This is a genomic window from Arthrobacter sp. OV608 (genome assembly GCA_900110595.1).
Lineage (GTDB): Bacteria > Actinomycetota > Actinomycetes > Actinomycetales > Micrococcaceae > Arthrobacter.
This window is the reverse complement of the sequence record FOEZ01000006.1, coordinates 75,627-100,011: the sequence shown is the minus strand read 5'-3', so window position 1 is coordinate 100,011 and position 24,385 is coordinate 75,627. Positions and strand designations below refer to the sequence as shown.

General features: G+C 66.9%; 17 protein-coding genes. 2 read left to right on the top strand and 15 right to left on the bottom strand.

Annotation, left to right across the window (positions count from 1 at the left end; translation table 11 throughout):
- Positions 1–279 precede the first annotated feature (279 nt).
- Genes BMX78_RS10075 through BMX78_RS10065 form a run of 3 tightly spaced genes read right to left on the bottom strand, consistent with a single transcriptional unit; the run spans position 280 to position 4,954 of the window.
- The gene (locus BMX78_RS10075; RefSeq protein WP_091419084.1) at positions 280–1,224 is read right to left on the bottom strand and encodes an alpha/beta hydrolase; all 945 of its coding nucleotides are present in this window, start codon (positions 1,222–1,224) and stop codon (positions 280–282) included.
- The gene (locus tag BMX78_RS10070; protein ID WP_091419082.1) at positions 1,221–2,213 is read right to left on the bottom strand and encodes an alpha/beta hydrolase; all 993 of its coding nucleotides are present in this window, start codon (positions 2,211–2,213) and stop codon (positions 1,221–1,223) included. Before BMX78_RS10070 ends, BMX78_RS10075 begins: the two co-directional genes overlap by 4 nt.
- Positions 2,210–4,954 carry an alpha-L-rhamnosidase gene (locus tag BMX78_RS10065; protein ID WP_091419080.1) on the bottom strand — a complete coding sequence of 915 codons (2,745 nt, stop codon included), beginning with the start codon at positions 4,952–4,954 and terminating at the stop codon, positions 2,210–2,212. The genes BMX78_RS10070 and BMX78_RS10065 overlap by 4 nt, the downstream gene beginning before the upstream one ends.
- 150 nt (positions 4,955–5,104) lie before the next feature.
- Here BMX78_RS10065 and BMX78_RS10060 point away from each other — a divergent pair, with 150 nt between their 5' ends.
- Positions 5,105–5,935 (top strand): IclR family transcriptional regulator, encoded by an 831-nt coding sequence (locus BMX78_RS10060; protein ID WP_091419078.1) that lies wholly within the window; start codon positions 5,105–5,107, stop codon positions 5,933–5,935.
- Between the two features lie 35 nt (positions 5,936–5,970).
- Here the strand turns inward: BMX78_RS10060 and BMX78_RS10055 are convergent, their stop codons facing one another.
- The 5 genes from BMX78_RS10055 to ilvD all read right to left on the bottom strand — a co-directional run bounded on the left by BMX78_RS10055 (position 5,971) and on the right by ilvD (position 13,816).
- Entirely contained in the window at positions 5,971–6,804 is an 834-nt protein-coding gene (locus BMX78_RS10055) for a pyruvate, water dikinase regulatory protein (protein WP_091419302.1), read from the bottom strand.
- Between the two features lie 18 nt (positions 6,805–6,822).
- The gene (ppsA, locus tag BMX78_RS10050; protein ID WP_091419076.1) at positions 6,823–9,225 is read right to left on the bottom strand and encodes a phosphoenolpyruvate synthase; all 2,403 of its coding nucleotides are present in this window, start codon (positions 9,223–9,225) and stop codon (positions 6,823–6,825) included.
- Positions 9,226–9,599: 374 nt separating this feature from the next.
- On the bottom strand, positions 9,600–11,321 hold the full coding sequence (locus BMX78_RS10045) for an HNH endonuclease (protein ID WP_091419075.1): 1,722 nt from the start codon (positions 11,319–11,321) through the stop codon (positions 9,600–9,602).
- 135 nt (positions 11,322–11,456) lie between these two features.
- Positions 11,457–11,921, bottom strand: coding sequence for a DUF8821 family protein (locus BMX78_RS10040; protein WP_091419073.1), 465 nt, complete (start codon positions 11,919–11,921; stop codon positions 11,457–11,459).
- 29 nt (positions 11,922–11,950) lie between these two features.
- Entirely contained in the window at positions 11,951–13,816 is a 1,866-nt protein-coding gene (ilvD, locus tag BMX78_RS10035; RefSeq protein ID WP_091419072.1) for a dihydroxy-acid dehydratase, read from the bottom strand.
- A gap of 87 nt (positions 13,817–13,903) precedes the next feature.
- Here ilvD and BMX78_RS10030 point away from each other — a divergent pair, with 87 nt between their 5' ends.
- A complete protein-coding gene (locus tag BMX78_RS10030) occupies positions 13,904–14,743 on the top strand; it encodes a helix-turn-helix transcriptional regulator (protein WP_091419300.1) in 840 nt (279 codons plus the stop codon).
- A gap of 22 nt (positions 14,744–14,765) precedes the next feature.
- On the opposite strand, the gene BMX78_RS10025 is transcribed toward BMX78_RS10030, so the two are convergent.
- The 7 genes from BMX78_RS10025 to BMX78_RS09995 all read right to left on the bottom strand — a co-directional run bounded on the left by BMX78_RS10025 (position 14,766) and on the right by BMX78_RS09995 (position 24,254).
- Positions 14,766–15,341 carry a hemerythrin domain-containing protein gene (locus BMX78_RS10025; RefSeq protein ID WP_091419071.1) on the bottom strand — a complete coding sequence of 192 codons (576 nt, stop codon included), beginning with the start codon at positions 15,339–15,341 and terminating at the stop codon, positions 14,766–14,768.
- A gap of 108 nt (positions 15,342–15,449) precedes the next feature.
- On the bottom strand, positions 15,450–16,253 hold the full coding sequence (locus BMX78_RS10020; protein WP_170850765.1) for a nucleoside hydrolase: 804 nt from the start codon (positions 16,251–16,253) through the stop codon (positions 15,450–15,452).
- Positions 16,254–16,264: 11 nt separating this feature from the next.
- Entirely contained in the window at positions 16,265–18,550 is a 2,286-nt protein-coding gene (locus BMX78_RS10015) for an alpha-L-rhamnosidase (protein WP_091419068.1), read from the bottom strand.
- A gap of 37 nt (positions 18,551–18,587) precedes the next feature.
- Positions 18,588–19,595: an oligopeptide/dipeptide ABC transporter ATP-binding protein gene (locus tag BMX78_RS10010; RefSeq protein WP_091419066.1), complete on the bottom strand. Its 1,008-nt coding sequence runs from the start codon at positions 19,593–19,595 to the stop codon at positions 18,588–18,590.
- Positions 19,592–21,682: a dipeptide/oligopeptide/nickel ABC transporter permease/ATP-binding protein gene (locus BMX78_RS10005; RefSeq protein WP_091419064.1), complete on the bottom strand. Its 2,091-nt coding sequence runs from the start codon at positions 21,680–21,682 to the stop codon at positions 19,592–19,594. Before BMX78_RS10005 ends, BMX78_RS10010 begins: the two co-directional genes overlap by 4 nt.
- A complete protein-coding gene (locus tag BMX78_RS10000) occupies positions 21,679–22,632 on the bottom strand; it encodes an ABC transporter permease (RefSeq protein WP_091419063.1) in 954 nt (317 codons plus the stop codon). The genes BMX78_RS10005 and BMX78_RS10000 overlap by 4 nt, the downstream gene beginning before the upstream one ends.
- A gap of 65 nt (positions 22,633–22,697) precedes the next feature.
- Positions 22,698–24,254 (bottom strand): ABC transporter substrate-binding protein, encoded by a 1,557-nt coding sequence (locus BMX78_RS09995; RefSeq protein WP_091419061.1) that lies wholly within the window; start codon positions 24,252–24,254, stop codon positions 22,698–22,700.
- Between the last annotated feature and the right edge of the window lie 131 nt (positions 24,255–24,385).

Here is a 24,385-nt window from a genome sequence, read left to right as displayed (position 1 = left end):
ACTGCATGGAACAGCGCAGGGTTCGCAGAGGTCTTTCCGTTGGCTGCCCTATTGTGTGCCAAGGGGTTATGGGAGCCGGGGGCCAGTCGAGGGACGTTGAAGCACGTCTGGCAGCGCTGGACGCACCCTCACAGCATAGTGTTAGCCATCCGCGGAAACCCGTCGATTTACGACGCTCCTTCATGCCGCAAGGTCCTGTGCGCGGTCGCCGTTATGACTACTGTCTTAGCTAGCGCGGCCGGGTACGTCATCGGTTCGACTCGAAGCGATGAACTGCAGCTAGTCAGCCTTTACGGACGCCAGCTCCTGGGCCAGGAAATCCAGGACGGGCTGTGCCTCCGGGCTGCCGGCCGCGTGGTTGAGGTGCCCGTGGACGGCGCCGCGGGCCAGGAAGTAGGACACCGGAACACCGGCCTGCTCCAGGTTGGCGGCGAACAGCTCGGAGGAGCCGCGGACGTCGTCGTACTCGCAGGCGACGATGGCAGTCGGCGGCAGCCCGGACGGGTCGGCGTAGCCAGGCATCGCGTAGGAGGACGCCATGCTCACGGGACCGCCCACATAGTTCTCCGCATTCCGCAGGCAGTCCTCGAGTGTGAAGCGGAGGTGCCGGGGCAGCGTCGCCATCACCTCCTCGTCCAGTCCGCCCGCGGGCGGCGGCAGTTCGGCATGGAGGAAGGGATACGCCAGCAGGAGTTTCGCAGGGAGCGGCTTGCCGGCGTCGGTCAGGTAGAGCGCGGCGCCCACGGCGAGGTTGCCGCCCGCGCCTGCGCCGCCCAGGCACAGGAGATCCGCATCCAACCCGAGTCCGGCGGCGTTGCGGCGGATCCAGAACCATGCCGCCAGCGCGTCCTCGTGGGGCACCGGAAAGTGCACTCCGTCGCGGGCCAGCCGGTAATCGACGGACAGCACCGGAATCCCGGCTGCGGCGAGCACCCGGCCCAGATAGTCGGATTCGGGCATATCCAGGCTGCCGCTGACGAAACCGCCGCCGTGCAGCCACACGAGCGCTGGCCCACCGGTGGAGGACGGCTCCCCGTAGATCCGGACGCCCACCGGCCCGCGCCGGCCCTCCGCGGTAACAGTACGGATGGGCACGTCGGGGCCCACCTGGCTGGGCAGGGTTTCTGGGCCTTCGGGTGCCGCCATATACAAGGCGAAACCCGCGTCCGGCGCGAGCTTCCCGCCGTCGGACGGCACGGAGGATTCCCCCTGCCGGACTGTCATGGCCGGCCCAGCTTTTCGGTGAAGAAGCCGACGGCGGCCGCGAGAATATTGTCCAGCTGGTCTTCCGCGCCGAAGAAGCAGTGGTCGCCGCCCTTGATGGTGACCACTTCATGCTCCACGCCTGCTGCCGCAAGCGCCGCGGCCAGGAGGTCGGTCTGCGAGTGCGGCACCAGGCCGTCACTGTCGCCGTGGATCAGCAGGAACGGCGCCGCGCCGGCGGTGACGTAGCTGACCGGGCTTGCCGCAGCCAGCAGCGCGGGATCGTCCGAGCCGCCCACCAGCATGTACTCGGGCTGCAGGGACATTCCAGCCGGAACAGCGGCGGTCAGCGCCGGCGGGAAGAGACCTTCCGGGGTGTTCATCGGCGGGATGTCCACGAGCGAGGAGACCCCGTAGAAGTCGACGACGGCGCTGACGCGGCTGGAGTGCCCCTGCGCACCGAGCCCGCCGTGCAGGTCCTCCCTGGCGCCAGTCAGTCCGAGCAGCGCGACGAGGTGCCCGCCGGCGGATTCGCCCCAGGCGCCGAACCGTTCCGGGTCCACGCCGAGGTCGGCCGCATATTCGCGCAGGTAGCGGACGGCCGCCTTCAGGTCGTGCAGCTGCGCCGGGAACGGCGCCTCCAGGCAATGCCTGTAGTCCACGGTGGCGCAGGCGATTCCGGCCTCGTTGAGCAGCCGGAACACCGAGTCCGGTGCAAAGGTGGGCGGCAGTTCGCGGCGGTCACCCAGCTGGAAGGCCCCGCCGTGGACCCACACCACCACCGGCACGGGGGTGGCGGCCTGGCGCGGCAGCCAGATGTCCATCTTGAGCGGCCGGAACCCGATGGCCCGCGCATACGTGACTTCACGGTGGACGGCAGAAATGTCCGAGACGTTTTCGGGCACGCCCGGGGCGTCGAAGACCGGGAACGGGGGAACGTCCACACCACCGGGCCGGGCAGGATCGAAGGGTTTGGTTTCGTAGACCTCGGTGGCTTCGTTGACACTCATGGTGTGCTCCTTACAAGTTCGGGGTCTTTGGCAAGCTGGGGCGTTTCAGCAGTTCCGCCGCGGGCAGCGGCAAAGTGGTGCTTTCCGGGTCCGACGACGGCGGGAGGCTGGCCGGGCAGGCGGACCTCGGCGATGGTGCCGGCCGGGACGGTGGCACTCAGCTGCAGGCCGCCGTCGTCCGTTCTCCACTCCACTTCAATCAGGCCGTGAGGTCCCTGATGCGAGGTGGCCGCGGAGGCCAGGCCCGCGCCGGGGCGCGGCTCGATGATGATGCGTTCGTAGCCCGCGCTGCCGGGGGCCTGGCGCAGGCCGGCGGTGTAGTGGTGGAGGAAGGACACCACAGCGCCCTTGCTGTAGTGGTTCAGGGACTGGTGCGGTGCACCGTCGGCGTCGATGCCGTTCCAGAGCTCCCACATGGTGGTGGCGCCGCGGTCCACCATCACCAGCCAGGAGGGCTCAGTGTCCTGCATCAGCAGCTCGTAGGCGAGCTCCAGTTCACCGTTGTCCGCGAGGACGGGCAGCAGGTAGGGGGTGGCGAGGAAGCCGGTCCCCACGTGCGTGCCTGCGCCCCTGACCAGCGAGACGAGCTGGGCCGTCACGGCGGCGCGGTATTCCGGGCTGACGAGGTCAAATGCTAGGGCACGGACGCAGTTGGCCTGGCTGGGCTGGGTGACCTGCCCGCCAGCGTCGATGTATTCCGCTTCCCAGGCCCGCCTTACGTGCACCGAGAGTTCCGCGAGCGCGGCGGCTTCCTCCTCGCGGCCCAGGACGGCGGCAACCTTGGCGAGCAGGGCCGTGGTGTTCCGGTAGTAGGCCGTGGCTACAAGGCCGTGGTCAGCGGTACGAGCGGCGAACAGGTCCGGTTCCGGACCGTCAGGTTCCATCCATTCGCCCCAGTGGAAGCCTGTGTCCCAAAGGTATTGTTCGTGCGGCGCCGGTGTTGGACTGGCGGCCTGGCGCTCCGGGTGCCGACGGGACTCCGCGGCGGTCCGGACGAAGCTCACCCACCGGGTCATCGCGTCCCAGTTCTCGCCGAGGATTTCAGCATCTCCGGTGGCCAGGTAAAGCTCCCACGGCACCATCACTATGGCGTCGCCCCAGCCGGCAGAGCCGTTGACGAAGGACATGAAATCCCCCGAGGTGATGTCCGCACCGGGCGACGGGGAGATGTTGGCAATAACGCCGTTCTCCCACTGGTCGGCGCGGACGTCGTTCAGCCATTTCCGGGAGAACCCTGTAACGTCGAAGAGATATGCAGCAGTGGGTATAAACAGCTGCCAGTCCCCCGTCCAGCCCGCCTTTTCCCGTTGCGGGCAGTCTGTGGGAACCTCGCAGGCGTTGTCCCGGAAGCTCCACTGCACAATCTCGTGGAGCTTGTTCAGCCGCTCATCGCTGCAAGTGAAGGTGCCCAGCGGCTCCAAGTCCGTCTGGACCAGGCACGCCGTGATGTCCTCCCGCGCGAGGTCCGTGGTGAGGCCGTGCAGGGACACGTACTGGAAGCCGTGGGTAGTATGCCGCGGTTCGAATGCTTCCCCCGGAGCGCCCGACGCCGTCACCACGTCAACCTGGCCTGCGGACAGGAACTGGCCCGGCCGGCGGAAGTCGATGGGGCGCAAGTGGTCCTGCGTCACGTCACCGGAGGGGCCGAGCGCCTCGCCGTACACAAGGGTGACCTTCTCCCCCGGCGCGCCAAGCCTGGTGAGGCGCACCCAGCCGTGGATGTTCTGGCCGAAGTCCACCACCTGGTGGCCGTTCTCTAGGCGGGTGACGGCTACCGGTGCGAGCTCCTCCACGATCCTGGTGGGCGGCGCCACCGGTCCCGTCAGCGTTTCGTAGCTTCCATCACGGACGACGGCGGCGCTGACCTGGGGCGCGTTTGCTGCCGGCACCCGGAAGTCCACCCGCTGGCCGGCCATCAGGTCCGCACTGAGGATCTCCCTTGGCGAAACCAGCCACGACTCATCGGTGCCGATGACCGTCCTGCTGTCCCCCGACTGCAGCTCCAGCTGCGCAAGGAGGGCGGTGTGCGTGCCGTACATGTCGGCGTCGCGCGTGAAACCGAAGGTCCCGCGGTACCAGCCGTCGGTGAGCACTGCGCGCAGGGTGTTGGTTCCGGGGCGCAGCAATGCGGTGACGTCGTAAGACTGGACCTGGAGGGTGGTGTTGTAGCTGGTGGAGCCAGGGGTGAGTTGCTGGTCGCCAACCCGCTGTCCGTTGAGGAACAGCTCGTAGATGCCGTGGGCGGTGGCGTAGATGCGGGCTGACTCCGGGGTGGCCTCCAGCCCGAAGGTTTTGGACAGGCCGTAGCCGGGCCGTTCCTCGGGAGCGGGAACAGCCGGCTCCTCCGGCCCGATCCATTGCGCAATCCAGTCAGAAGGGTGCAGGAGTCCCAGTTCAACCGGCATCGGTTCGGACCAGGCGCTCTCGGATTCGGTGCCCTTGGCATCAGCAGCCCACGTCCGCACGAGCCATTCGAACCGGCTGCGGGACTGCAGCTCCGGACCGGAGTAGGGCACCAGCAGGTGCTGCGCAGACTCCATCCGGCCGGTATCCCAGCCATTGCTGGCTGTGATCTGGTATCCGGTCTGGGCTGTTGTGCCGTCCGGGAGGGTCCAGCTGAGGCGCGGCCGGGTGGTGGTGATGCCCATCGCCTCGCGGAGATGCTCCACGCGAAGCCGGGTGGGAGCGGCCGGGGCCATGATGGCTACCTCGACGCCGCCGTCGAGACTGGTGGAGGTCATGCAGGAGGCTCCTGAACGTGGGACAGCTGGAGTTCCAGCTTCGTTTCCGGCGGGCCGCCTTCCACAGACATCTTTCATTGGTTGGAATGATATTGTGTTCCAGCTCACGGACTCCGGTCCGCACCTCCAACCGCGCAAGGACCTTCGGCCATGACTGTCACCCCGGACACCGACAGCACTCCCGCCCGCGGGAAGCGGCCCAAGCAGGGCGAACCGGTGATTGACCGGGCGCTGAGCCTGCTCGCGGTCTTTTCCGACCGCCGTCGCGCTTTAACCCTCTCGGAACTGGCCCGCCACGCCGGAATGCCCGCGCCCACCGCGCTGCGCCTCATTGCCCGGCTGGTTGCATGGGGCGCACTGGAAAGGCTCGACGACGGCCGTTACGTTGTGGGGGTCCGCCTATGGGAGGTGGCATCCCTGTCACCGCGCGGCCACGGCGTGCGCGAGATCGCACTGCCCTACCTGGAGGACCTGTTCGAGGTGACCCGGCACCACGTCCTGCTGGCCGTGCGGGACAACGAGGAAGCCGTCTTGATTGAGCGGCTGTCCTCGAAGGACGCCACGGAAGTGGCGTACCGGGTGGGCGGACGCGCGCCGCTGCGGAGCACCGCCGTCGGGCTGGTTCTCCTGGCAGGCGCGGACCAGCAGTTCCAGGAGGCCACGCTGCGGAAGCCGCCCGAGCACGAACCCGGCGTGGAGCACATGCCCGAAGGCCAGCTGCGCCGGACCCTGTCTGATGTGCGGCGCACCGGGATTGCCATGATCCGCCGCTCGGCGCCCTCGAAGACAGTGTCCGTCGCGTCGCCGATCTTTGACGCGCAGGGGTCCGTGGTGGCCGCGCTGTCCATCGTGGTGCCGGACGGCTCAACGCCGCCCAACGTGCTGGCCCCGGCGGTCCGGGCCACGGCGCGTGCCGTGTCCAGGAACCTGGGCTACCTGGCCGAAGTCAGCCCGGACGTGCGGACGCACTCGGAGGGGTAGGCGCCGGCCATTCTCAGGGCGGGCCGCGGCCCTGGTCAGTGGTGCAGCCGCATCCGCTGGAGGACAGTGGCGGAGATTTCTTCAACCGACATTGACGCGGAATTTACATAGGGCACCTGGTTGACCCTGTACATGTCCTCGGCGTTGCGCAGCTCATAGGTGCACTGGCCCAGCGAGGCGTAGTCGCTGCCCGGCCTGCGTTCCTGGCGAATCTGGCTCAGCCGCACGGGCAGGGAGGTCAGCCCAAAGCATTTGTTCATAAAGGGCAGCAATGGTTTCGGAAGGGACAGGCTGGCGAAATCTTCCTCCACCAGGGGAAAGTTGGCGGCGAGGATGCCGTGCTGCAGCGCCAGGTACATGGTGGTGGGGGTTTTTCCGCACCGCGAGGGAGCGATGAGGATCAGTTCTGCGCGCTCCAGCGCACGCACGGACTGGCCGTCGTCGTGCTCGATGGCGTATTCGACGGCGGCCATGCGGGACTGGTAGCGGACCGCGTCACCCACGCCGTGGGCCTGGCCGGGCTGCCCGCTGGCGGGGACGTGGAGTGCCTGTTCCAGTTGGCCGATATGTGCCCCGAAGAGGTCGAAGAAGTGCCCATGGCTCCGGGAAAGAACGGCGCGAATATCGTTATCGACGGTGGTGGAGAAGATGATCGGCCGGGGCCCGGCGGCGGCGAGCCGGTCGATGACGGCGACCACTTCGTGAGCCTGCTCCACCGTGGTGATGAACGGGATGGTCCGGCGCTCCAGGTGCCGGGTGGGAAATTGAGTGAGCAAGGTATTGCCCAGCGTTTCGGCGGTGATGCCGGTGCTGTCGGAAAGGAAGAACACCGTGGGGGCGGACGAGCTGCCCGCCCCCACGGTATCCATCCGGTGTTGGTCCGCCACTTAGACCGCTGAGCGCGTTCCGGAGCGGGCCAGTCGCAGCCAGGTGTCGGTGACGGCGTCGGGGTTCAGCGAGATGGAGCTGATGCCCTTTTCCAGGAGCCACTCGGCAAAGTCCGGGTGGTCGCTGGGGCCCTGCCCGCAAATGCCGACGTACTTGCCCTTGGCACGGCAGGCGGCGATGGCCATTTCCAGGAGCCTGGTTACCGCCGGGTTCCGTTCGTCGAAGCCTTCGGCCACCAGCGCCGAATCGCGGTCCAGGCCCAGGGTCAGCTGGGTCAGGTCGTTGGAGCCGATGGAGAAGCCGTCGAAGTACTCGAGGAACTCATCGGCGAGCAGGGCGTTGGCGGGCAGTTCACACATCATCACGATCTCCAGCCCGTCCTCGCCCCGGCGCAGCCCGTTGGCGGCGAGCAGCTCGGTGACTCCCCGGGCCTCGTCCAGGGTCCGCACGAACGGGACCATGATCTTGATGTTGGACAGGCCCATTTCGTTGCGCACGAACTTCAGGGCTTCGCACTCAAGCTCGAAGGCCTGCCGGAACGAGTCCGAGAGGTACCGGGACGCACCCCGGTAGCCGATCATCGGGTTCTCCTCGGTTGGTTCGAATGCGGGACCGCCCAGCAGGTTGGCGTACTCGTTGGACTTGAAGTCCGAGAGCCGGATGATGACCGGTTCGGGGGCAAACGCCGCGGCGATGGTGGAAATGCCCTCGGCCAGGCGCCGGACGTAGTAGTCCCGGGGCCCGTCGTAGGCAGCCGTCTTCTCGCGGATCTGGCGCACGGTGTAGTCCGAGAGACCGGCCGGGCGTTCGATCTCTCCCGCCACTGCCAGCAGGGCATTGGGGTGGATACCGATCTGGCGGTTGATAATGAATTCGAGGCGGGCGAGCCCTACACCGTGGTGCGGAAGCCGGGCGAAGCTGAAGGCCTGCTCGGGGGTTCCCACGTTCATCATGATCTTGACCGGCGCCGGCGGCATGGTGTCCAGGCTGGTCTCGTTCAGGGTGTAGTCCAGCAGGCCCTCGTAGACCAGGCCCGCCTCGCCCTCGGCGCAGGAAACCGTGACCGGTGAGCCGTCAGCCAGGAGCCGGGAAGCATTGCCGGTACCGACGACGGCCGGGATGCCAAGTTCGCGGGCGATGATGGCTGCGTGGCAGGTGCGCCCGCCGCGGTCGGTGACGATGGCGGCGGCCTTCTTCATGATCGGTTCCCAGTCCGGGTCCGTCATGTTGGCCACCAGGACGTCCCCGGCCTGGAACGAGGCCATCTGGTCGATCGAGGTGAGGACCCGTACCTGGCCCGCGCCGATGCGCTGGCCAATGGCCCGGCCCTCGACCAGGACGGCCGAGCGCTCGTTCAGCGTGTACCGGGAGATGGTGCCGGTGGCCTTCCGGGACTCAACGGTCTCAGGACGCGCCTGAAGGATGTAGAGCTCGCCGTCCACCCCGTCCTTCCCCCACTCGATGTCCATGGGGCGGCCGTAGTGCGCCTCGATGGCCATCGCGTGGCGGGCAAGCTCCTCGACTTCTGCATCCGTCAGGCTGAAACGGCGGCGAAGGTCCTGGGGCACAGGAACGAAGTCCACTGTCCTGCCCACCTCACGGGATTCCGTGTAAGTCATCTGGACTGCTTTTTCGCCGAGGCCGCGCTTGAGCACCGCCGGCCGACCGGCGGCCAGGGCGGCCTTGTGGACGTAGAACTCGTCGGGGTTTACGGCGCCCTGGACCACGGCCTCGCCGAGGCCGTAGGAGGAGGTGATGAAGACGGCGTCGTTGAAGCCCGTTTCGGTGTCCATGGTGAACATCACCCCGGAAGCGCCGACGTCGGAGCGGACCATGCGCTGGACGCCGGCTGAGAGCGCAACTTCTGAATGCGTGAAGCCGTGATGCACCCGGTAGGCGATGGCCCGGTCGTTGTAGAGCGAGGCAAAGACGTCCTTGATGGCGAGCAGGATGTTATCCACGCCCCGGATGTTCAGGAAGGTCTCCTGCTGCCCGGCGAAGGAAGCATCAGGCAGGTCTTCGGCCGTGGCGCTGGAGCGCACTGCCCAGGACACGTCACCGCCGTGGTTGTCCGTCAAACGGTGGTAGGCGGTCCGGATCTGCTCCTCGAATCCGGCTGGAAAGGGGGTGCTGCTGATCAGGTCCCGGATTTGCTTCCCGGCCAGGGCCAGTGCGGTTACATCGCCGCTGTCCAGGTCCTTAAGGATGCCTTCGATCCGGGTGTCGAGGCCGGACCCGCTCAAGAAACGCCGGTAGGCGTCTGCTGTGGTGGCGAAACCGTCCGGGACCTTGACCCCGGAGGAGGCGAGGTTTCGGACCATTTCGCCGAGCGAGGCGTTCTTGCCGCCGACTTGATCGAGGTCGGACAGGCCGAGGTCCGAAAACCAAAGAACGTCAGTCATAGGTGGTGCTCCTTCGTTGGGCACGCTCTGACAAGCGCTGAAAAAAGATGTGATGCAAGGTTGGGCGGGTAAGTCGCCCAGAAGCAACTGCATGTGACCTATGCGACACTCCGGCCATGTAATGAAGAGTCACCAAAGAGGCGAATTCGTGCCTGCCGTCACGTGGCACACCGACAATTTTGGCGCGCACATGTGATGTCGGTTTCAGGGATCCAGACTGGCCAGGTCTTCGCGCTGGACTGAGCCGCCCCGGAACTGGGGCGGTTCAAGTCCTGAACGTCCACCCTGATCAAGTCCACACACACGACGGCCCGTGACGGACGCCAGCGGGAATGCGGTGGCGCCGAAACTGCGACAGCCGAAGCACCTCCCGGCTAGAACGGTGGTGGCTCTGGCTGTTGGAGCATATTGAGGACTTTTCCGTGGTCCGCTGGTTCGGTGGTGTATTTCCGGCCCAGCGGTGAACGCCACTCCAGGTTGCCGGAAGGGGAAGAGTGTCTGTAGCTCCACGCGCCGATGGACTTCAGCGCATGATGCCTGCGGCAGAGCATCGCCAGATTGCCGGGATCGGTAGTCCCGCCGTCCTGCCACTCGATAGTGTGATCGGGCTCGCAGACACTGGCCCGGCGGGTGCATCCCGGGAACCGGCAGGTCCCGTCACGGCACTGCAAATACCGGCGCAACGCCTTCGGTGGACGATATGCCCGCCGCCCCACACCCAACGCCTCCCCGGTGGTCCCGTCCGTGAACAGCAGGTACCAGGCAGGCGCCAGCGCCGCCAAACGCCGAGCCGTGGCAGCATCAAGAGGGCCATACCCTTCCAGTTCAGCCGTCCCAAACTCAGCACCCGGCGGTCCGGCCGCGCCAAGCCCAGCCGCGCGAAGCCCAGCCGCACCAAAACCAGCACCTGGAGGCCCGGCCGTACCAAACCCAGCCGCACCAAAACCAGCACCCGGAGGTCCGGCCGTACCAAGTCCAGCCGCCGCCGAGAGCCATGTGGCTGGTTCGGCGGGTATCGGACCGCCGCCGGAACCTGGGCTGCCGCCCATAACCTGTCCCACCGGGATAGTCACCACGATTTCAGGGCGGAACACCCTGGAGTCCACCCCGTCAGGGCCACCAAAAAGCTTGTCGGACCCGCCCGTTTCAGGGCCACCCAAGAGGCGGTAGGCCAGCGACTCGGCGCGGAACTCCGACAGCGTAGGCGAATCCACAGCAGCGCCGGCTTCAGAAACAGTGCCAGGTCCAGGAGCAGCGCCGGGTCCAGGAGCAGCGCCGACTTCTGCACCGCTGGATCCAGAAGCCGAGCCGGGCCCAGGAAGGTCCCTGAGCTCCTTGAGCTCCGCGGCCCGTGCGCTGGCCAGCCGCGCATCACGATCCAGTCCGCTATAGATTGCCATTCCGACCTCCGCGGTGAGGAACGCCGAGAGCGTGCACATCCCGTCCGGCTCAGCCCTGAACCACACGCCGCGCTCACGCCGGGCCGCGTCCTTGCGCGCTGCGAGGCTTTCAGGGTGCAGCTCTTCCCGCAACCGCCGCAGACAGGCACGCAATTCAGCCGGCGTCCGCCTGCGCCCGTTCCGCGTCCGCGTCCGCCGCAGCCCCACCGACGCGAACCGTTCAGCCTGCCCGTCAGGGAGGGAACGGGCCTGGTCAACAATGATCCGCGCATGCACCTCGGAAATGTCGCCGGCCTCCAGGGCTTCAAGGACCTCCCAAAGCGACGTCGTCAGCTCCGCCGCATCATTAAGCAACCGCGCAGCCGTGCCTTCCGAGAGGGCACACGCCGTTGACACTTCGGTGACAGCAAGCGCATGGGCCTCGTCCCCGCCAAACCGTACCGGCTGGCTCTCCTCCCGTGCGGGAGCTTCCTCGGCAACAGCTTCCTCAACCCGGGCAAGCGCGCCCTGCTTCAGGCCCGTAGCCCACGCAATAAGCCTGTCAGCCGATTGGACCACGCGGACCGCACCATCAGCGGTCAGGAAAGCCGGAACCGGGAAGCTCACCGTCCCGGCCAGGAGCGAATCCTCCCCGTCCGTGAACTCGACAGCCGGAACCCACGCCTCCTCGTCATCGACGAACGGCTGAACCTCCACGCTGCACCCCCTTCACGGAACCAATGCCCCTCCTCCTCGGGACACTTTCAGACTAGAAGGAGGGTCTGACATTGCAGCCTTCAACCGGTCCACGCCGCGGCATGCAGCCTCGTGCTGCCGGAAAGGGGTCCTGGGTCAGTACTCGCCCTTGATCACAAAGTAGGAGCCGCGGATGACGCCGGCGAGCTTGGACTTCTGGCGCGCGAACTTGAAGCTGGATGCCAGTTCCTCGGGAACGTCCATGCCGTCGGAGAGCTTGAACCCGACTGCCCGTTTCCCGCCTTCCTCGAGGCCGTACATCACGTTGATTGCCAGGCCGGACTCATAGAACACGTACGCCATGCGCAGCCCGTCCACTTCGAAGGAGGACACTTCGAGTGGACGGGACGCGATGACGAGATTGCGCTCTGTGGAGAGGATGTTGTGCACATACGCCACTGTCTCCGGCGCCTCACTGGCAGGGGTGACGGTGAAATCGTGGTCGTACTTGTTCTTGTAGTACCGCGCCTCGTTGGCGCGCAGCCCCGCCAGCGCTTCCGCCACGGGTGACGACTCCAAACCAATGGTGGAGACGTCCTTGAAATCAACGGTGTACGGCAATGGGTCCTCCCGGGAGTTTTCTTCGCAGCCTAGACCAAGTTCTCCACCAGTGACACGTCACGCACCGCGCCCTTGTCGGCCGACAGTGCCATGGCGGCGTAGGCGCGGAGGGCCGGGGAAACGTAGCGGTCCCGGTTCTTGGCCTTGTACCCGCCATTGGCCTCCAGCTTTTCGCGGCGTTCGGCAAGGACCTCGTCCGAAACCTGCAGCTGAAGGGAACGCTGCGTGATGTCAATGCTGATGATGTCGCCGTCCTCCACCAGGGCGATAGCGCCGCCGGAGGCAGCCTCCGGTGAGATGTGACCGATCGACAGCCCGGAGGTGCCGCCGGAGAAGCGCCCGTCCGTGATGAGGGCGCACTTCTTGCCCAGGCCGCGGCCCTTGAGGAACGACGTCGGGTAGAGCATTTCCTGCATGCCGGGGCCGCCGCGCGGGCCTTCGTAGCGGATGACCACTACGTCGCCTTCCTTGACGCCCTTGTTCAGGATCTTTTCCACGGCTTCGTCCTGGGACTCGCATACGACTGCCGGGCCTTCAAAGACCCAGATGGACTCGTCCACGCCGGCGGTCTTCACCACGGCGCCGTCCAAGGCCACGTTGCCGCGGAGCACAGCCAGGCCGCCGTCCTTGGAGTAGGCGTGCTCCACGGACCGGATGCAGCCTTCCGCAGCGTCGGTGTCCAGGGAGGTCCACTGGTTCGACTGGGAGAACGCGGTGGAGGAGCGGACGCCGCCGGGAGCCGCATGCCACAGGGCCTTCGCTTCTTCCGTGGCTTTGCCGCCGCGGATGTCCCAGTCATCCAGCCAGCCGTCCAGATCCGCGGAGTGCACGGAGTGGACGTTCTTGTGCAGGAGGCCGCCGCGATTCAGTTCGCCCAGCAGCGCAGGGATGCCGCCGGCGCGGTGCACGTCCTCCATGTAATAGGTCTTGTCCTTGGCAACGTTCGGGGCCACCTTTGCCAGGCAGGGCACCTGGCGCGACTTGGCGTCCATCTCGGCCAGTCCGTACTCCACGCCCGCTTCCTGGGCCGCAGCCAGCAGGTGCAGGATCGTGTTGGTGGAGCCGCCCATCGAGATATCCAGGGCCATGGCGTTGTCAAAGGCCTCGGCAGTGGCGATGGAGCGCGGCAGAACTGAGTCGTCGTCGCCGTCGTAGTAGCGCTTGACGAGCTCGACGACGGTGGCGCCGGCCTTCTCGTACAGCGCCTTGCGCGCGGTGTGGGTCGCCAGCACGGAGCCGTTGCCCGGCAGGGCCAGGCCGATTGCCTCGGCGAGGCAGTTCATGGAGTTGGCGGTGAACATGCCGGAGCAGGAACCACAGGTGGGGCAGGCATTCTCTTCGATGAGGTTGATGTCTTCATCGGAAATGGACTCGTCCACGGCGTCGGCAATCGCGTTCACCAGGTCCAGGGAGCGTACGGAGCCGTCGGTCAGGGTCACGCGGCCGGCCTCCATGGGCCCGCCGGAGACGAACACTACGGGGATGTTCAGGCGCAGCGCGGCCATGAGCATGCCCGGCGTGATCTTGTCGCAGTTGGAGATACAGACCAGGGCGTCGGCGCAGTGTGCGTTGACCATGTACTCCACGGAGTCGGCGATCAGGTCGCGGGACGGCAGGGAGTAGAGCATCCCGGAGTGGCCCATGGCGATGCCGTCGTCCACGGCGATGGTGTTGAACTCACGCGGCACAGCGCCGGCCGCAAGGATGGCGTCGGAGACGATCCGGCCCACAGGAGCGAGGTGGGTATGGCCGGGGACGAATTCGGTGAAGGAGTTGGCCACGGCGATGATCGGCTTGCCGATGTCTGTGTTGGCGACGCCGGAGGCGCGCAGCAGTGCGCGGGCGCCGGCCATATTGCGGCCATGGGTGACAGTGCGGGAACGGAGTGCAGGCATGCTACCGATCCTGCCGTGCCCGGCGCTCGCGCGGAAGACAGTGCTGATACTAGTAGTAGGAGTACCAGAGTACTAGTGTTGTTTCCCGTGAAAGATGCCGGGGACAGACGCAAGGAGCTCGGCCTGTTCCTGCGCGCACGCCGGGACCAGGCACTGCGGTCCGAGTATGGATTACCGCCCGTCGCCCGCCGGCGTGAGAGAGGGCTGAGGCGGGAGGAAGTCGCCTTCCTTTCCGGCGTCAGCGTCACCTGGTACACATGGCTGGAGCAGGGCCGGGACATCAGGCCCTCCCGCGAAGTCCTGGAAGCCGTGGCCCGCACCCTGCACCTCTCGGAAACCGGTCGTTCCTACGTCCTGTCACTGGGCGGCTATTCAGTGCCCGTCACAGCCGGTCCGGTCGCAGCTGACGCTCCCGCCCACATCCAGCGCCTCCTCGACGCCCTCGGCCCCAACCCCGCCTTCGCGCTGGCACCTGACTGGAGCGTCACTGGCTGGAACAGGGCCTACGCCGCGCTGTATCCGAACATCGCCAACGTTGCCGCCCCGGAACGGAACCTGCTGTGGCTGGTCTTCACCGACCCGTACGTCCGGGAGCTGCTCCCCGACTGGGACGTCACCAGCAGGCGCTTCCTGGCCGAGTTCCGGGCCGAAGCCGGTCAGCGGCTGGGCGATCCGGATGTGGCCTACCAGGTGGAGCGGCTCAAGGAGACCAGTCCGGAATTTAAGGAAGGCTGGGACCGCTACGACATCCTCGGCTTCGAATCCCGCGAAAGGCTCTTCCACCACCCTTGGGTGGGCGTGCTCCGGCTGGAGCACCACCAGGTCTCGCCCTCGGACCGCCCCGACTTGCATCTTGTGGTCTACACCCCGGCGCCGGACAGCGACGCCGCGGTGCAGATCCAGCGGCTGCTCTCGGCCGGCAGCTAGGCCGAGAGCCGCCGCGGCAAGCCTACGAGTCCGTGTGCCTGCCCTTCAGCTTGTCCAGGATCCGGTCCACCATGCCAACGCCCGGTCCCAGGGTTTTGTGGAACAACTCCGAATGCGGCGCACTGGGGTGCGGCCGGGTGGGTGCCAGCTTTTTCGCTTTCTCCACCTTTTCGCCGAGGTCGACGAGCTTCTCCCGGGGGATGTGCAGCCGGAGTTTTGGAAACTGTTCAGTCTCCTCGTCGTTTGCGTGATGGCTCAGCTGCGCCTCAAGCTCATTGACCAGCTCCATAAAGGCCGGTTCGGCGGGCTCCGCCTTCTCCAGCCGCTTCATGAGCTTGACGATCTCGTCGTGCTCCTTCTTGTCATGTTCCACTTCTTCCTTGCCGTTGGGCACGTGGTCCTCGACGGCCGGATAAACGTACATTTCCTCGGCAACCGCGTGACGCATGACCTCCGCGATCAGGGTGTCCGCCAGATCCCGTGCGCCGTCCCCGGACGCACTCCTGATCTGCGCGATCAGCGCAATCATGTCCTGGTGATCACTGGTCAGGATGTCCACAACGTCCACGTTCGCTCCGGCGGAATTGGTATCACTCATGAGCTTGCCCTCCTCCTGGATCGCTCCCTTTAAGCGACGTAAGAGGGTCAAAATACCATGCGGCAACAGGGCGATCCATAGGTGGAAAGGTGCCCCGGATCAGGCTACCTAACGCACTGCTTTAAGCTGCTCGAGCAGGTCCTCCCACAGCGCGGCACTATCGATCCTGTTGTGGATCACGGGTCCCGAATCAGCCACGATCCCGGCCATGCCTGGGCCTGGCACAAAGGGCACCAGGACACTATCGCCGACGGTCAGCTTGCTGCCCAGCTGCACAAAGGACGGAACGTCCAGCAGCCGCTCCGCCAACCAGGACCCCACCGGCGATGCGGCAGCCAGCTCGTTCTTCACCGCGTCCACCGCAACGGTCATCTGCGTGTACTCCTCGCACGGGATCCGGACCAGGGCCATCCTCGACGCCATCACCTCCGCGGCGGATGCGGCGTCCGTGTCCGAGTTGTATTCCCCGCGGTCCGCTTCGGCCAGCGTGCCGCCCACCCACACCAGCATTGCGCGATCGGCGAGCGTCGGGTCCAGCTCCAGCGCGGCAGCAACATTGGTCAGCGGTCCTCCGCACAGGATCATGGTCCGCTCAAAGCGTGCGGACATCTCTACGATCTCGCGCGCCGCGGCGCTGACCTGCCCTGCGCCGGTTCCGGGATCCTCGACACCCGTCATCACCCGGACGTCGTCGATCCCCATCAGCTCCAGGAGCTCCTCGGCCAGTTCCGTCCCCCGGCTGGCTGTGGTTGCAGGGTCGGCTCCTGCTGCCTTGGCAAGTCCCGGATCCAGCGGCGAGCTCGTCACGAGCACAGTCACGTCGGGGCCGCAGCGCAACAGGATGTGCGCCCGGGCCACAAGCCCGTCGGGATCGCCGGCGAAGTCGTTATCCACGACCAGCAGCTCCGGCAAAGCCGCCACTCCTACGCTCCGGCCGGGACGGCCAGCGCGGCAGGCACGCTGAAGCTGTGCGTGCCGGCACCGACGGTGCGCTGCTCACCGCCCGGAAGTACGACGTCGGCCTCCGCTCCCCCGGGTACCGTCGCCTCGAGGCGGAACGCGCCGTCGTCGTGCTTCCATTCCACACGGACGGTTCCGTGCGTCGTCTTCAGGGAGGTCTTGGCCCAGTCGATGCCTTCGCCCGGCACCGGCGCGATCCGCACCTTGCTGTAACCGGGTGCGAGCGCACTGATGCCGCCGACCGTCTTGTGCAGCCAGTCGGCCACCGCGCCCAGGGCGTAGTGGTTGAAGCTGGTCATTTCGCCCGGGTTGATGGTGCCGTCCTCGAGCATGGAGTCCCACCGCTCCCACACGGTGGTGGCGCCCATAGTCACCGGGTAAAGCCACGACGGGCAGCCCTCCTCCAGCAGCAGGCGGTAAGCCTCCTCACTGTGGCCCGTGTCCGTGAGCGCGCCGGTGATGAACGGGGTGCCCGCGAAGCCGGTGGACACGCGGTAGTTGTTCTTCCGGACCAGCTCGGCGAGGCGCTCCCCGGCGAAGTCGACGTGCTCAGCGCTGGGCAGGATCCCGAAGGCAATGGCCAGCGCGTAGACGGTGGTGCAGTCGCTGCGGATGGTGCCGTCGGCGGCCACGTAGTGCTCGAGGTACGACGCCTGGACCCGTGCGGCCAGCTGCTCGAAGTACTCGGCGTCCTGCTGACGCCCCAGCAACCGGGCAGTTTGGGCCGTGATGCTCGCCGTGCGGAACATACACGTGGTGGCAACGACGCCGGTGTCCGCCTTCGCGTCCCACGGCTTGTCCGGATCGGCGTCCGGGTCCAGCCAGTCGCCGAACTGGAACCCTGAATCCCAGAGTCCCGTGGGCGAGAGCAGGCCTTCCACCCGGCGGGTGTGGGAGGTCATGGATTCGTACTGGTTCTGCAGCACGGTGAGGTCGCCATAGGCCTCCCACAGCGCCCACGGCACCCAGACCGAGGCCTCGCTCCAGAGCGCTGACGATTCCGGCGCCGGGAATTCAGGCGGCTGCGGGCAGTACTTCAGCGCATCCGGGACGGTGATTGGCACAAGGCCATCCGCCGCCTTCTGCTCGGCAGCGAGGTCCAGGAGCCAGTCCTGCAGGAAGCCCTTGACGTCGTAGAGGAACGCCGCGGTGGGCGCGAAGACGGCGATGTCCCCGGTCCAGCCGAGCCGCTCGTCGCGCTGCGGGCAGTCCGTGGGCAGGTCCAGAAAGTTGCCCCGCAGGCCCCACACGATGTTGCGGTGCAGCTGGTTCACCAGTTCGTTGGAGCACTTGAAGGTGCCGGTGCGCTCCAGCTCGGAATGCACCACCACCGCCTCGAGTGAATCTTCGGAGAGCGTGCCGGGCCAGCCGGAAACTTCGGCGTAGCGGAACCCGTGGAACGTTTTAGTGGGCTCGAAGGAGTCCTCGCCACCGGACAGGATGAACGTGTCCGTGGCCTTGGCGGACCGCAGCGGGCGGACGCCCCGCTCGCCGTTCTCCAGCACTTCGGCGTGGCGCACGGTGATGGTCTCCCCTGCCTCGCCCTGGACGGTGAACCGCAGCCAGCCCACCAGGTTCTGGCCGAAGTCCACCAGCGTCTTGCCGCTCGGCGAGGTGAGAATTTCAACGGGACGGACGACGGCGGTACGCACCACGGGCGGGCCCGCCGGCTCAGCAAGCCGGCCGGCGTCGAACTCCAGCGTGCGCACCCCGGCCCAGGTGCCGGCGTCGAAGCCCGGCTCCGCCCAGCCCGGCTGGTTCCGGCGGGCGTCGATGGTCTGGCCGTCGTAAAGATCGTTGAAGGTGGTGGCGGAGGGGCCGGACTGCCAGGAGGAATCCGACGCGACGGTCTGGACGTGCCCGTCCTCGAACTCGATATCCAGCTGCCCGAAGCAGCCAAGCTCATCGCCGTAGAGGTTGGACATGCCGTGCCAGGCCAGCCGCCCGCGGTACCAGCCGTTACCCAGCGCTACCCCGATGACAGTTGTAGGCAGCACGAGCGCCGTCACGTCGTAGCTGCGGTACCGGAGCCGCCACTCGTAGGAACTCCAGCCCGGGCTCAGTACGTCCTCGCCCACCGGAACGCCGTTGATCAGGGCTTCGTAAACCCCGAAAGCGGTGGCACGGAGCGTCGCCTTAGCCACCGCGCCGTGCCCTTCGGCCAGCCGGAATTCCTTACGGAGCAGCGGGGCGCCGTCGAACTCTTCGTCAGGGGTGATCATGGCGGCGTGCCAGGGAGTCGAAGTCATGCGGGATGTTCCGTTCTGCAGTCTGTGTGAAAAATATTCAGGCGTAGTGGCAGGCGACGTCGGAGCCGCCCACCGTGCGCAGGGCCGGGCGTTCAGAGGCGCAGAGCTCGGTGGCCAGCGGGCAACGGAGCCGGAAGGGGCAGCCGCCGGGTCCGGGCACCGCGGCCGCTCCGGTCCGCACCCCGAGGGACTCGCGGGCCTCCCGGCGGGCGGCCTGCTCGGCGGGCCGGGGTACCGGGGACGCGGCCACGAGGGCTTGGGTAAACGGGTGCCTGGGGTTCTCGGTGACGGCGGCGGCAGGTCCGCTTTCCATCACCTGGCCTCGGTACAGGACCACCACGCGCTGGGCCAGGAACTGGACCACGGCGATGTCGTGCGCGATGAACAGGTAGCCCAGGCCGCGCTCGTCGCGCAGATCGGCCAGGAGGTTCAGCACCTGGGCCTGGGTGGAGAGATCCAGGGCGCTGACGGCTTCGTCGCAGACCACCAGCTTGGGGTCGCAGATCAGGGCGCGGGCCACGGAGATGCGCTGGCGCTGGCCGCCGGAGAACTGGCTGGGGTACCGGTCCACTGCCTCGCGGGGCAGGCCAACGCGTTCCAGGATGTCCTCGGCGCGCTGCCGCGCCTCCGCCGCTCCAACGCCGCGGAGCCGGAGCGGTTCGGCCAGCGAGGACCCCACGGTGTTGCGTGGGTTCAGGGAGGAGTTGGGGTCCTGGAAGACAGCCCGCAGTTCACTTCCCAGGGCCCTGCGCTGGGACGCTCCGGCGGAGGTGATGTCCTTGCCCTGGTACGTGATGGACCCGCCGGACACCTTCTGCAGGCCCAGGATCGCCTTGCCGATGGTCGACTTGCCCGAGCCGGACTCCCCCACCAGTCCCACGGTTTCCCCGGGGGCGATGCTGCAGCTGACGCGGTCGACGGCGGCGGGAGCGGCGGCTGCCTTGCGGCCGCGTCCATAGCGGACCACCAGGTCCTTGACCTCCAGCAGGGGCTGGGCGGCGGCGGGCAGCGGCGCTTCGGGGCGGACCGAGGTTGCGGTGCTCATGCGGGATCCTTTTCAGCAGTTCGGGTTGCAGCAGCCGGGGCCTCAACCAGGTTCAGGATGTGGTGGCTGGGGACGTCCGTGGCCAACCAATCCAGGCCTTCGACGGCGAGTTCGTCCGCCTTGACGCAGCGCACCACGCCGTCGCCGGTTCCGGAGGGAAGCAGCGGGATGGGGACCAGGCAGGCGGACCCGGCGAACTGGCAGCGGGCGGCGAACCGGCAGGTGCTGGGCCAGTCCTTGGGCTGCGGGACCTGTCCGCTGATGGTGGCCAGCCGTTCTGGCATGTCCGCGCCGTGGTTGGCGTGCGGATCAGCGGCGAGCAGCGCGAGGGTGTACGGGTGGCGCGGGTTGTCCAGGATGCTGTCCGTCCGGCCGTTCTCCACTACCTCGCCGGCGTACATCACGGCCACCTGGTCGCAGAGGTCGGCCACGACGCCAAGATCGTGCGTCACCATTACTACGGACATTCCGGTGTCCTTCACCAGGGACCGCAGCAGCGAGAGGATCTCGGCCTGCACGGTGACGTCGAGTGCGGTGGTGGGTTCGTCGGCCACGAGCAGGCGGGGACGGCCGGCGAGCGCCAGGGCGATGGCCACGCGCTGGGCCATGCCGCCGCTGATCTGGTGCGGGTAGGTCTTGAGGATGCGGGCGGCGTCCACGATGCCTACCTTTTCCAGCAGGCCCAGGGCTTCGGCCTTCGCGTCGGCCCGGCCTATCCCGCGGAGGCGCCGGACGGTGCCGGTGAGCTGGTAGCCCACGGTGAACATGGGGTCCAAGGCGCGCATGGGTTCCTGCGAGATCAGGGCGATGCCGCGTCCGCGGATGCCTTCCATGTCCTTCTCGGTGGCCGCGGCCAGGTTTTTGCCGTTCCAGAGGATCTGGCCGCCGGTCACGGAAACCCCGGAGGGCAGCAGGCCCAGGAGCGACAGTGCCGTCATGGTTTTGCCGCAGCCGGATTCCCCCACCAGGCCAAGGACGGTGCCGGGTTCGACGTCGAAGGAGACATCCGTGACCAGGCGGACTCCCTTGCCGGCACCCACGGAGTCCACGCCCACAGAGAGGTTGCGGACGCTGAGTGTGTTCTTCGCGACGTCCTGCGAGGCCGGCGCAGTTGCTGCGATCGCCGCGACGGCTTTCCCGCGCTGGCGCCGGGCTGCAGCTGAGGGCAGGTGTGAGGCGGTGGCGTTGGGTGCCTTGCCGAGGGCGTTGCCGATGGCATTGGCGGCCAGGACTGTCAGGGCCAGCACAGCGCCGGTGGGGACCATCAGCCAGGGGGCGTCGTAGACGTGCTGCGAGGCGCCCTGAATCATTCCGCCCCAGCTGGGCTGCGGGATGGGCGGCCCGAAGCCGATGAATGCCAGGCCGGCCTGGATGAGCATACCGACGGCGAAGATCAAGGCTGCCTGCACCACAATGGTGTTGGTCAGGCCGGGCAGCACGTGCCGCAGGCTGATGCCGGCCGTGCTCACGCCGTCCACCTTGGCCGCGTCAATGTACAGCTGGGACTGCAGGGACTTGGCCTGGCCCAGCATCACCCGGTAAATGCCCGCGGAGATCAGCACGCCCAGGATGCCCATAATCAGCGGAATGTTGGTTCCCACCGCGCCGATGACGGCCAGGATAATCACCGTGCCGGGCAGGGACATCATGATTTCGGTGACGCGGCTGATGACGGTTTCCACGCGTTCGCCTGCGGCTGCAGCCAGCATCGCCAACAACGTTCCGAGGCCGACGGCGACAATCACCGTGATCATGGACGTCCCCAGCGTGCCGGCCGCCGAAGCGAAGATGCGGCTGAGGAGGTCCCGGCCCAGTTCATCGGTGCCGAGCCAGTGGGCGGCGGTGGGTCCGGACAGGACGGCGGTGAAGTCCTGGTCCTCAGTCTTGAACGGCAACCACAGCGGCGCGGTGAGGGAGGCGACCACCAGCGCGGCCAGCCAGATCACTCCGGCGATGCTCGCCGGTGAGGCGAACAGCTTGCTTCCGGAGAATTTCTTGGCCGCGCTTTGGCGCGGGGCCTTGGGAAGGACGGCAGCCGCCGTCGGCTCCGCTGAATCTGCAGGTGCGGGGGCAACGTTGGGGATCATGAGGCACGCAACTTCGGGTCGAGGAACTTGGTGGCGAGTTCCAGCACCAGGTTCACGGCGACCACCACCACGGTGGCGATCACTACGACGCCCTGGACGGACGGGGCGTCATGGGTGCTGACGGAGTTCTGGACGGCCTGGCCCAGGCCCGGCATGGCGAACAGCTGCTCGGCAATGACCGAACCGCCAAAGAGCTGGATGAACTGCAGTGCGATGCCGGCCACGATGGGGAGGCTGGCGTAGCGCAGGGCGTGGATGTAGAGGATTTTCCAGGTGGGGGTGGCCGTGGCCCGGAGGGTCCGAATGTGTTCCTGCTGGAGCGCTTCGAGCATGGAGGCCCTGGTCTGGCGGGCGATGAACGCTCCGCCGCCCACGGCAAGGGTGATCACCGGCAGTGCCAGGGACAGTGCCCAGTCCTGGGGTGAGACCTCGAACGGGACGTAGCCGGTGGCCGGGAAGACGGAGGACTGGACGGCCAGGAGGTAGACGAAGATGATGCCGATCCAGAATGCCGGAAGGGCTACGGCCATACCGGCCACACCGCCGATGATCCGGTCCACGGTTCCGCCGCGGACGGCTGCGGTGACGCCCAAGGCGATGCCGAGGACTGCGCTGAGGAGCGTGGCTCCGGCAGCGAGCGATGCCGTGACGGGGAGCCTGCTGGCCAGGTCCGCGCTGACGGAACGACCGTCGATGAGCGAGATGCCTAGGTCACCCTGAACTGCGGCGCCGAGCCAGCTGACGAACTGGAGCAGGAGCGGATCGTTCCAGCCGAGGCGCTGGTTGACTTCGTCGATGGCTTCCTCGGAGGCGCCGGCGCCGAGGGACACCGCGCCCGGGCTGCCGGGCATTGCGTGCACCAGCAGGAACGCCAGTACCGCAACCACCAGCACGGTGGCCAACGCCATCAGCAGGCGCTTGGTGATGAATAGTGCCATGGTGACCTCCATCGGTCAGGCCCTGCCGGGCGGGCGCTCCTCCTTGGTGGGGAGCGCCCGCCCGGCAGGTGCGGGTATCAGCTGGCCGGCTTGTAGGACGAGAGGAGCGGGTAGGCGTTGGTTCCGGCGAACTCCACCGGCGCCACCTTCTTGGTGTTGTAGCCCTGGTTGGTGAGGGCCTCGTACAGCGGGATCATCCAGCCGGATTCCACCAGGCGGTTGTTCAGCTTGGTGGCCGCGGCCTTGACGGCGGCGTCGTCCTTCGCGGCGGCCAGCTCGCCGGTGGCGGCGCTCAGCTGCTCGTCGGTTGCCTTCTGCACGTTGGTGAAACCGTTCAGGATGGCGCCGTACATCACGCCGACGGGGTTGTCCCAGTTCAGCGGTGCGTAGCCGAGGGGCGTGGTGGCGACGGCGGCGAAAGCTTCGTCAGTGGAGGAGGCCATCTTGACGTTCATGGTGATGCCGACGGCGGCGAGGTCCTTCTGGACGGCCTGCAGGTCTGTCTGGGTCTGGGCGCTGGCGATGATGGTGAAGTCGAAGCCGTTCGGGTAGCCGGCTTCGGCCAGCAGGCTCTTGGCCTTGTCCGGGTTGTAGGCGAACTTCGTTTCGATGTCCTTGCTGAAGCCTGCGGAGTCCTTGGGCAGTGCGTTCCAGGCGGGAATGTCACCCTTGTGCAGGGCGTCCACCAGGGCCTGGCGGTTGATGGCGTACTGGATAGCCTGGCGGACCTTTTCCTCCGCGAATGCCGGGGCGGTCTTGCCGATCTTGTCGAAGGAGATCATGGTGTTGACGGTGCCGCCGATCTGGGACACACCCACGCCCTTGGATTTGGCGAAATCAACGCTTGAGGAGGTCAGCATGGCCACGTCCGCCTGGCCGGATACCAGCGCGTTCGCGCGGGCCTGCGGGTCCTGGACCACGCTGAAGATCACCTTGTTGAAGGCGTACTTCGAAGCCTCCGTGCTCTTTTCGTTTTTCACCAGCACGTACTTGTTGCCTTTCACCGTGGAGGGATCCAGGGTGTAGGGGCCGGAACCGTCAGGGGTGGCGGCGAGGCTAGCCGAGTCAGCGACACCGTTCTTGCCCACGATCATGCCCGTGGTGGAAGCCAGGTTCTTCTCGAAGCCCGGCTGCGGCGCAGCGAAGGTCAGGGCCACCTGCGTGGGGCTGACTACGTCCACGGACGTGATTTCCTGGGCGCCGCCCTTGGCGACGGCGGAGTAGGCGCTCAGCGCGGGATCTGACCGGCGGTCAAGGTTGGCCTTGACCAGTTCGGCGTCGAGCTTGGAGCCGTCCGTGAAGGTCACGCCGTCCTTGAGGGTGAGCGTCAGGACAGTGTTGTCAGCGTTGTAGCTGAACTCCTTGGCCAGGCCAGGCCCCGCGGAACCGTCCGACTGCAGCGTCATCAGGCTCTCGTAGAGGCCCTCGAAGAACTGCCGCTGTGCAGCTGAAACCCGCAGTGGATCAAAGCCGAACGAGGCCGAGTCACTGTCGATGGCGAGCGTCAGGGAGCTGGTGTCTGCCTTGGCGGTGGCCTGGCTGGAGCCGCCGCCGCAGGCGGTCAGCGATCCCAGCAGGAGCGCTCCGGCCAGAACGGCGGAGCTCGCACGGGCAGTGGAGTTCAGGAGTTTCATGTAGTGCGCCTTTGCATTCTGATGTGACAACGGAGGGAATGTCTTGGGGCTGGCTGCTGGCCGGCTCCTTCCAAGCATCAAGCGGTGGCTGCAGGCGCTCACATGAGAATGTCATTGATTGAAAAAGTATT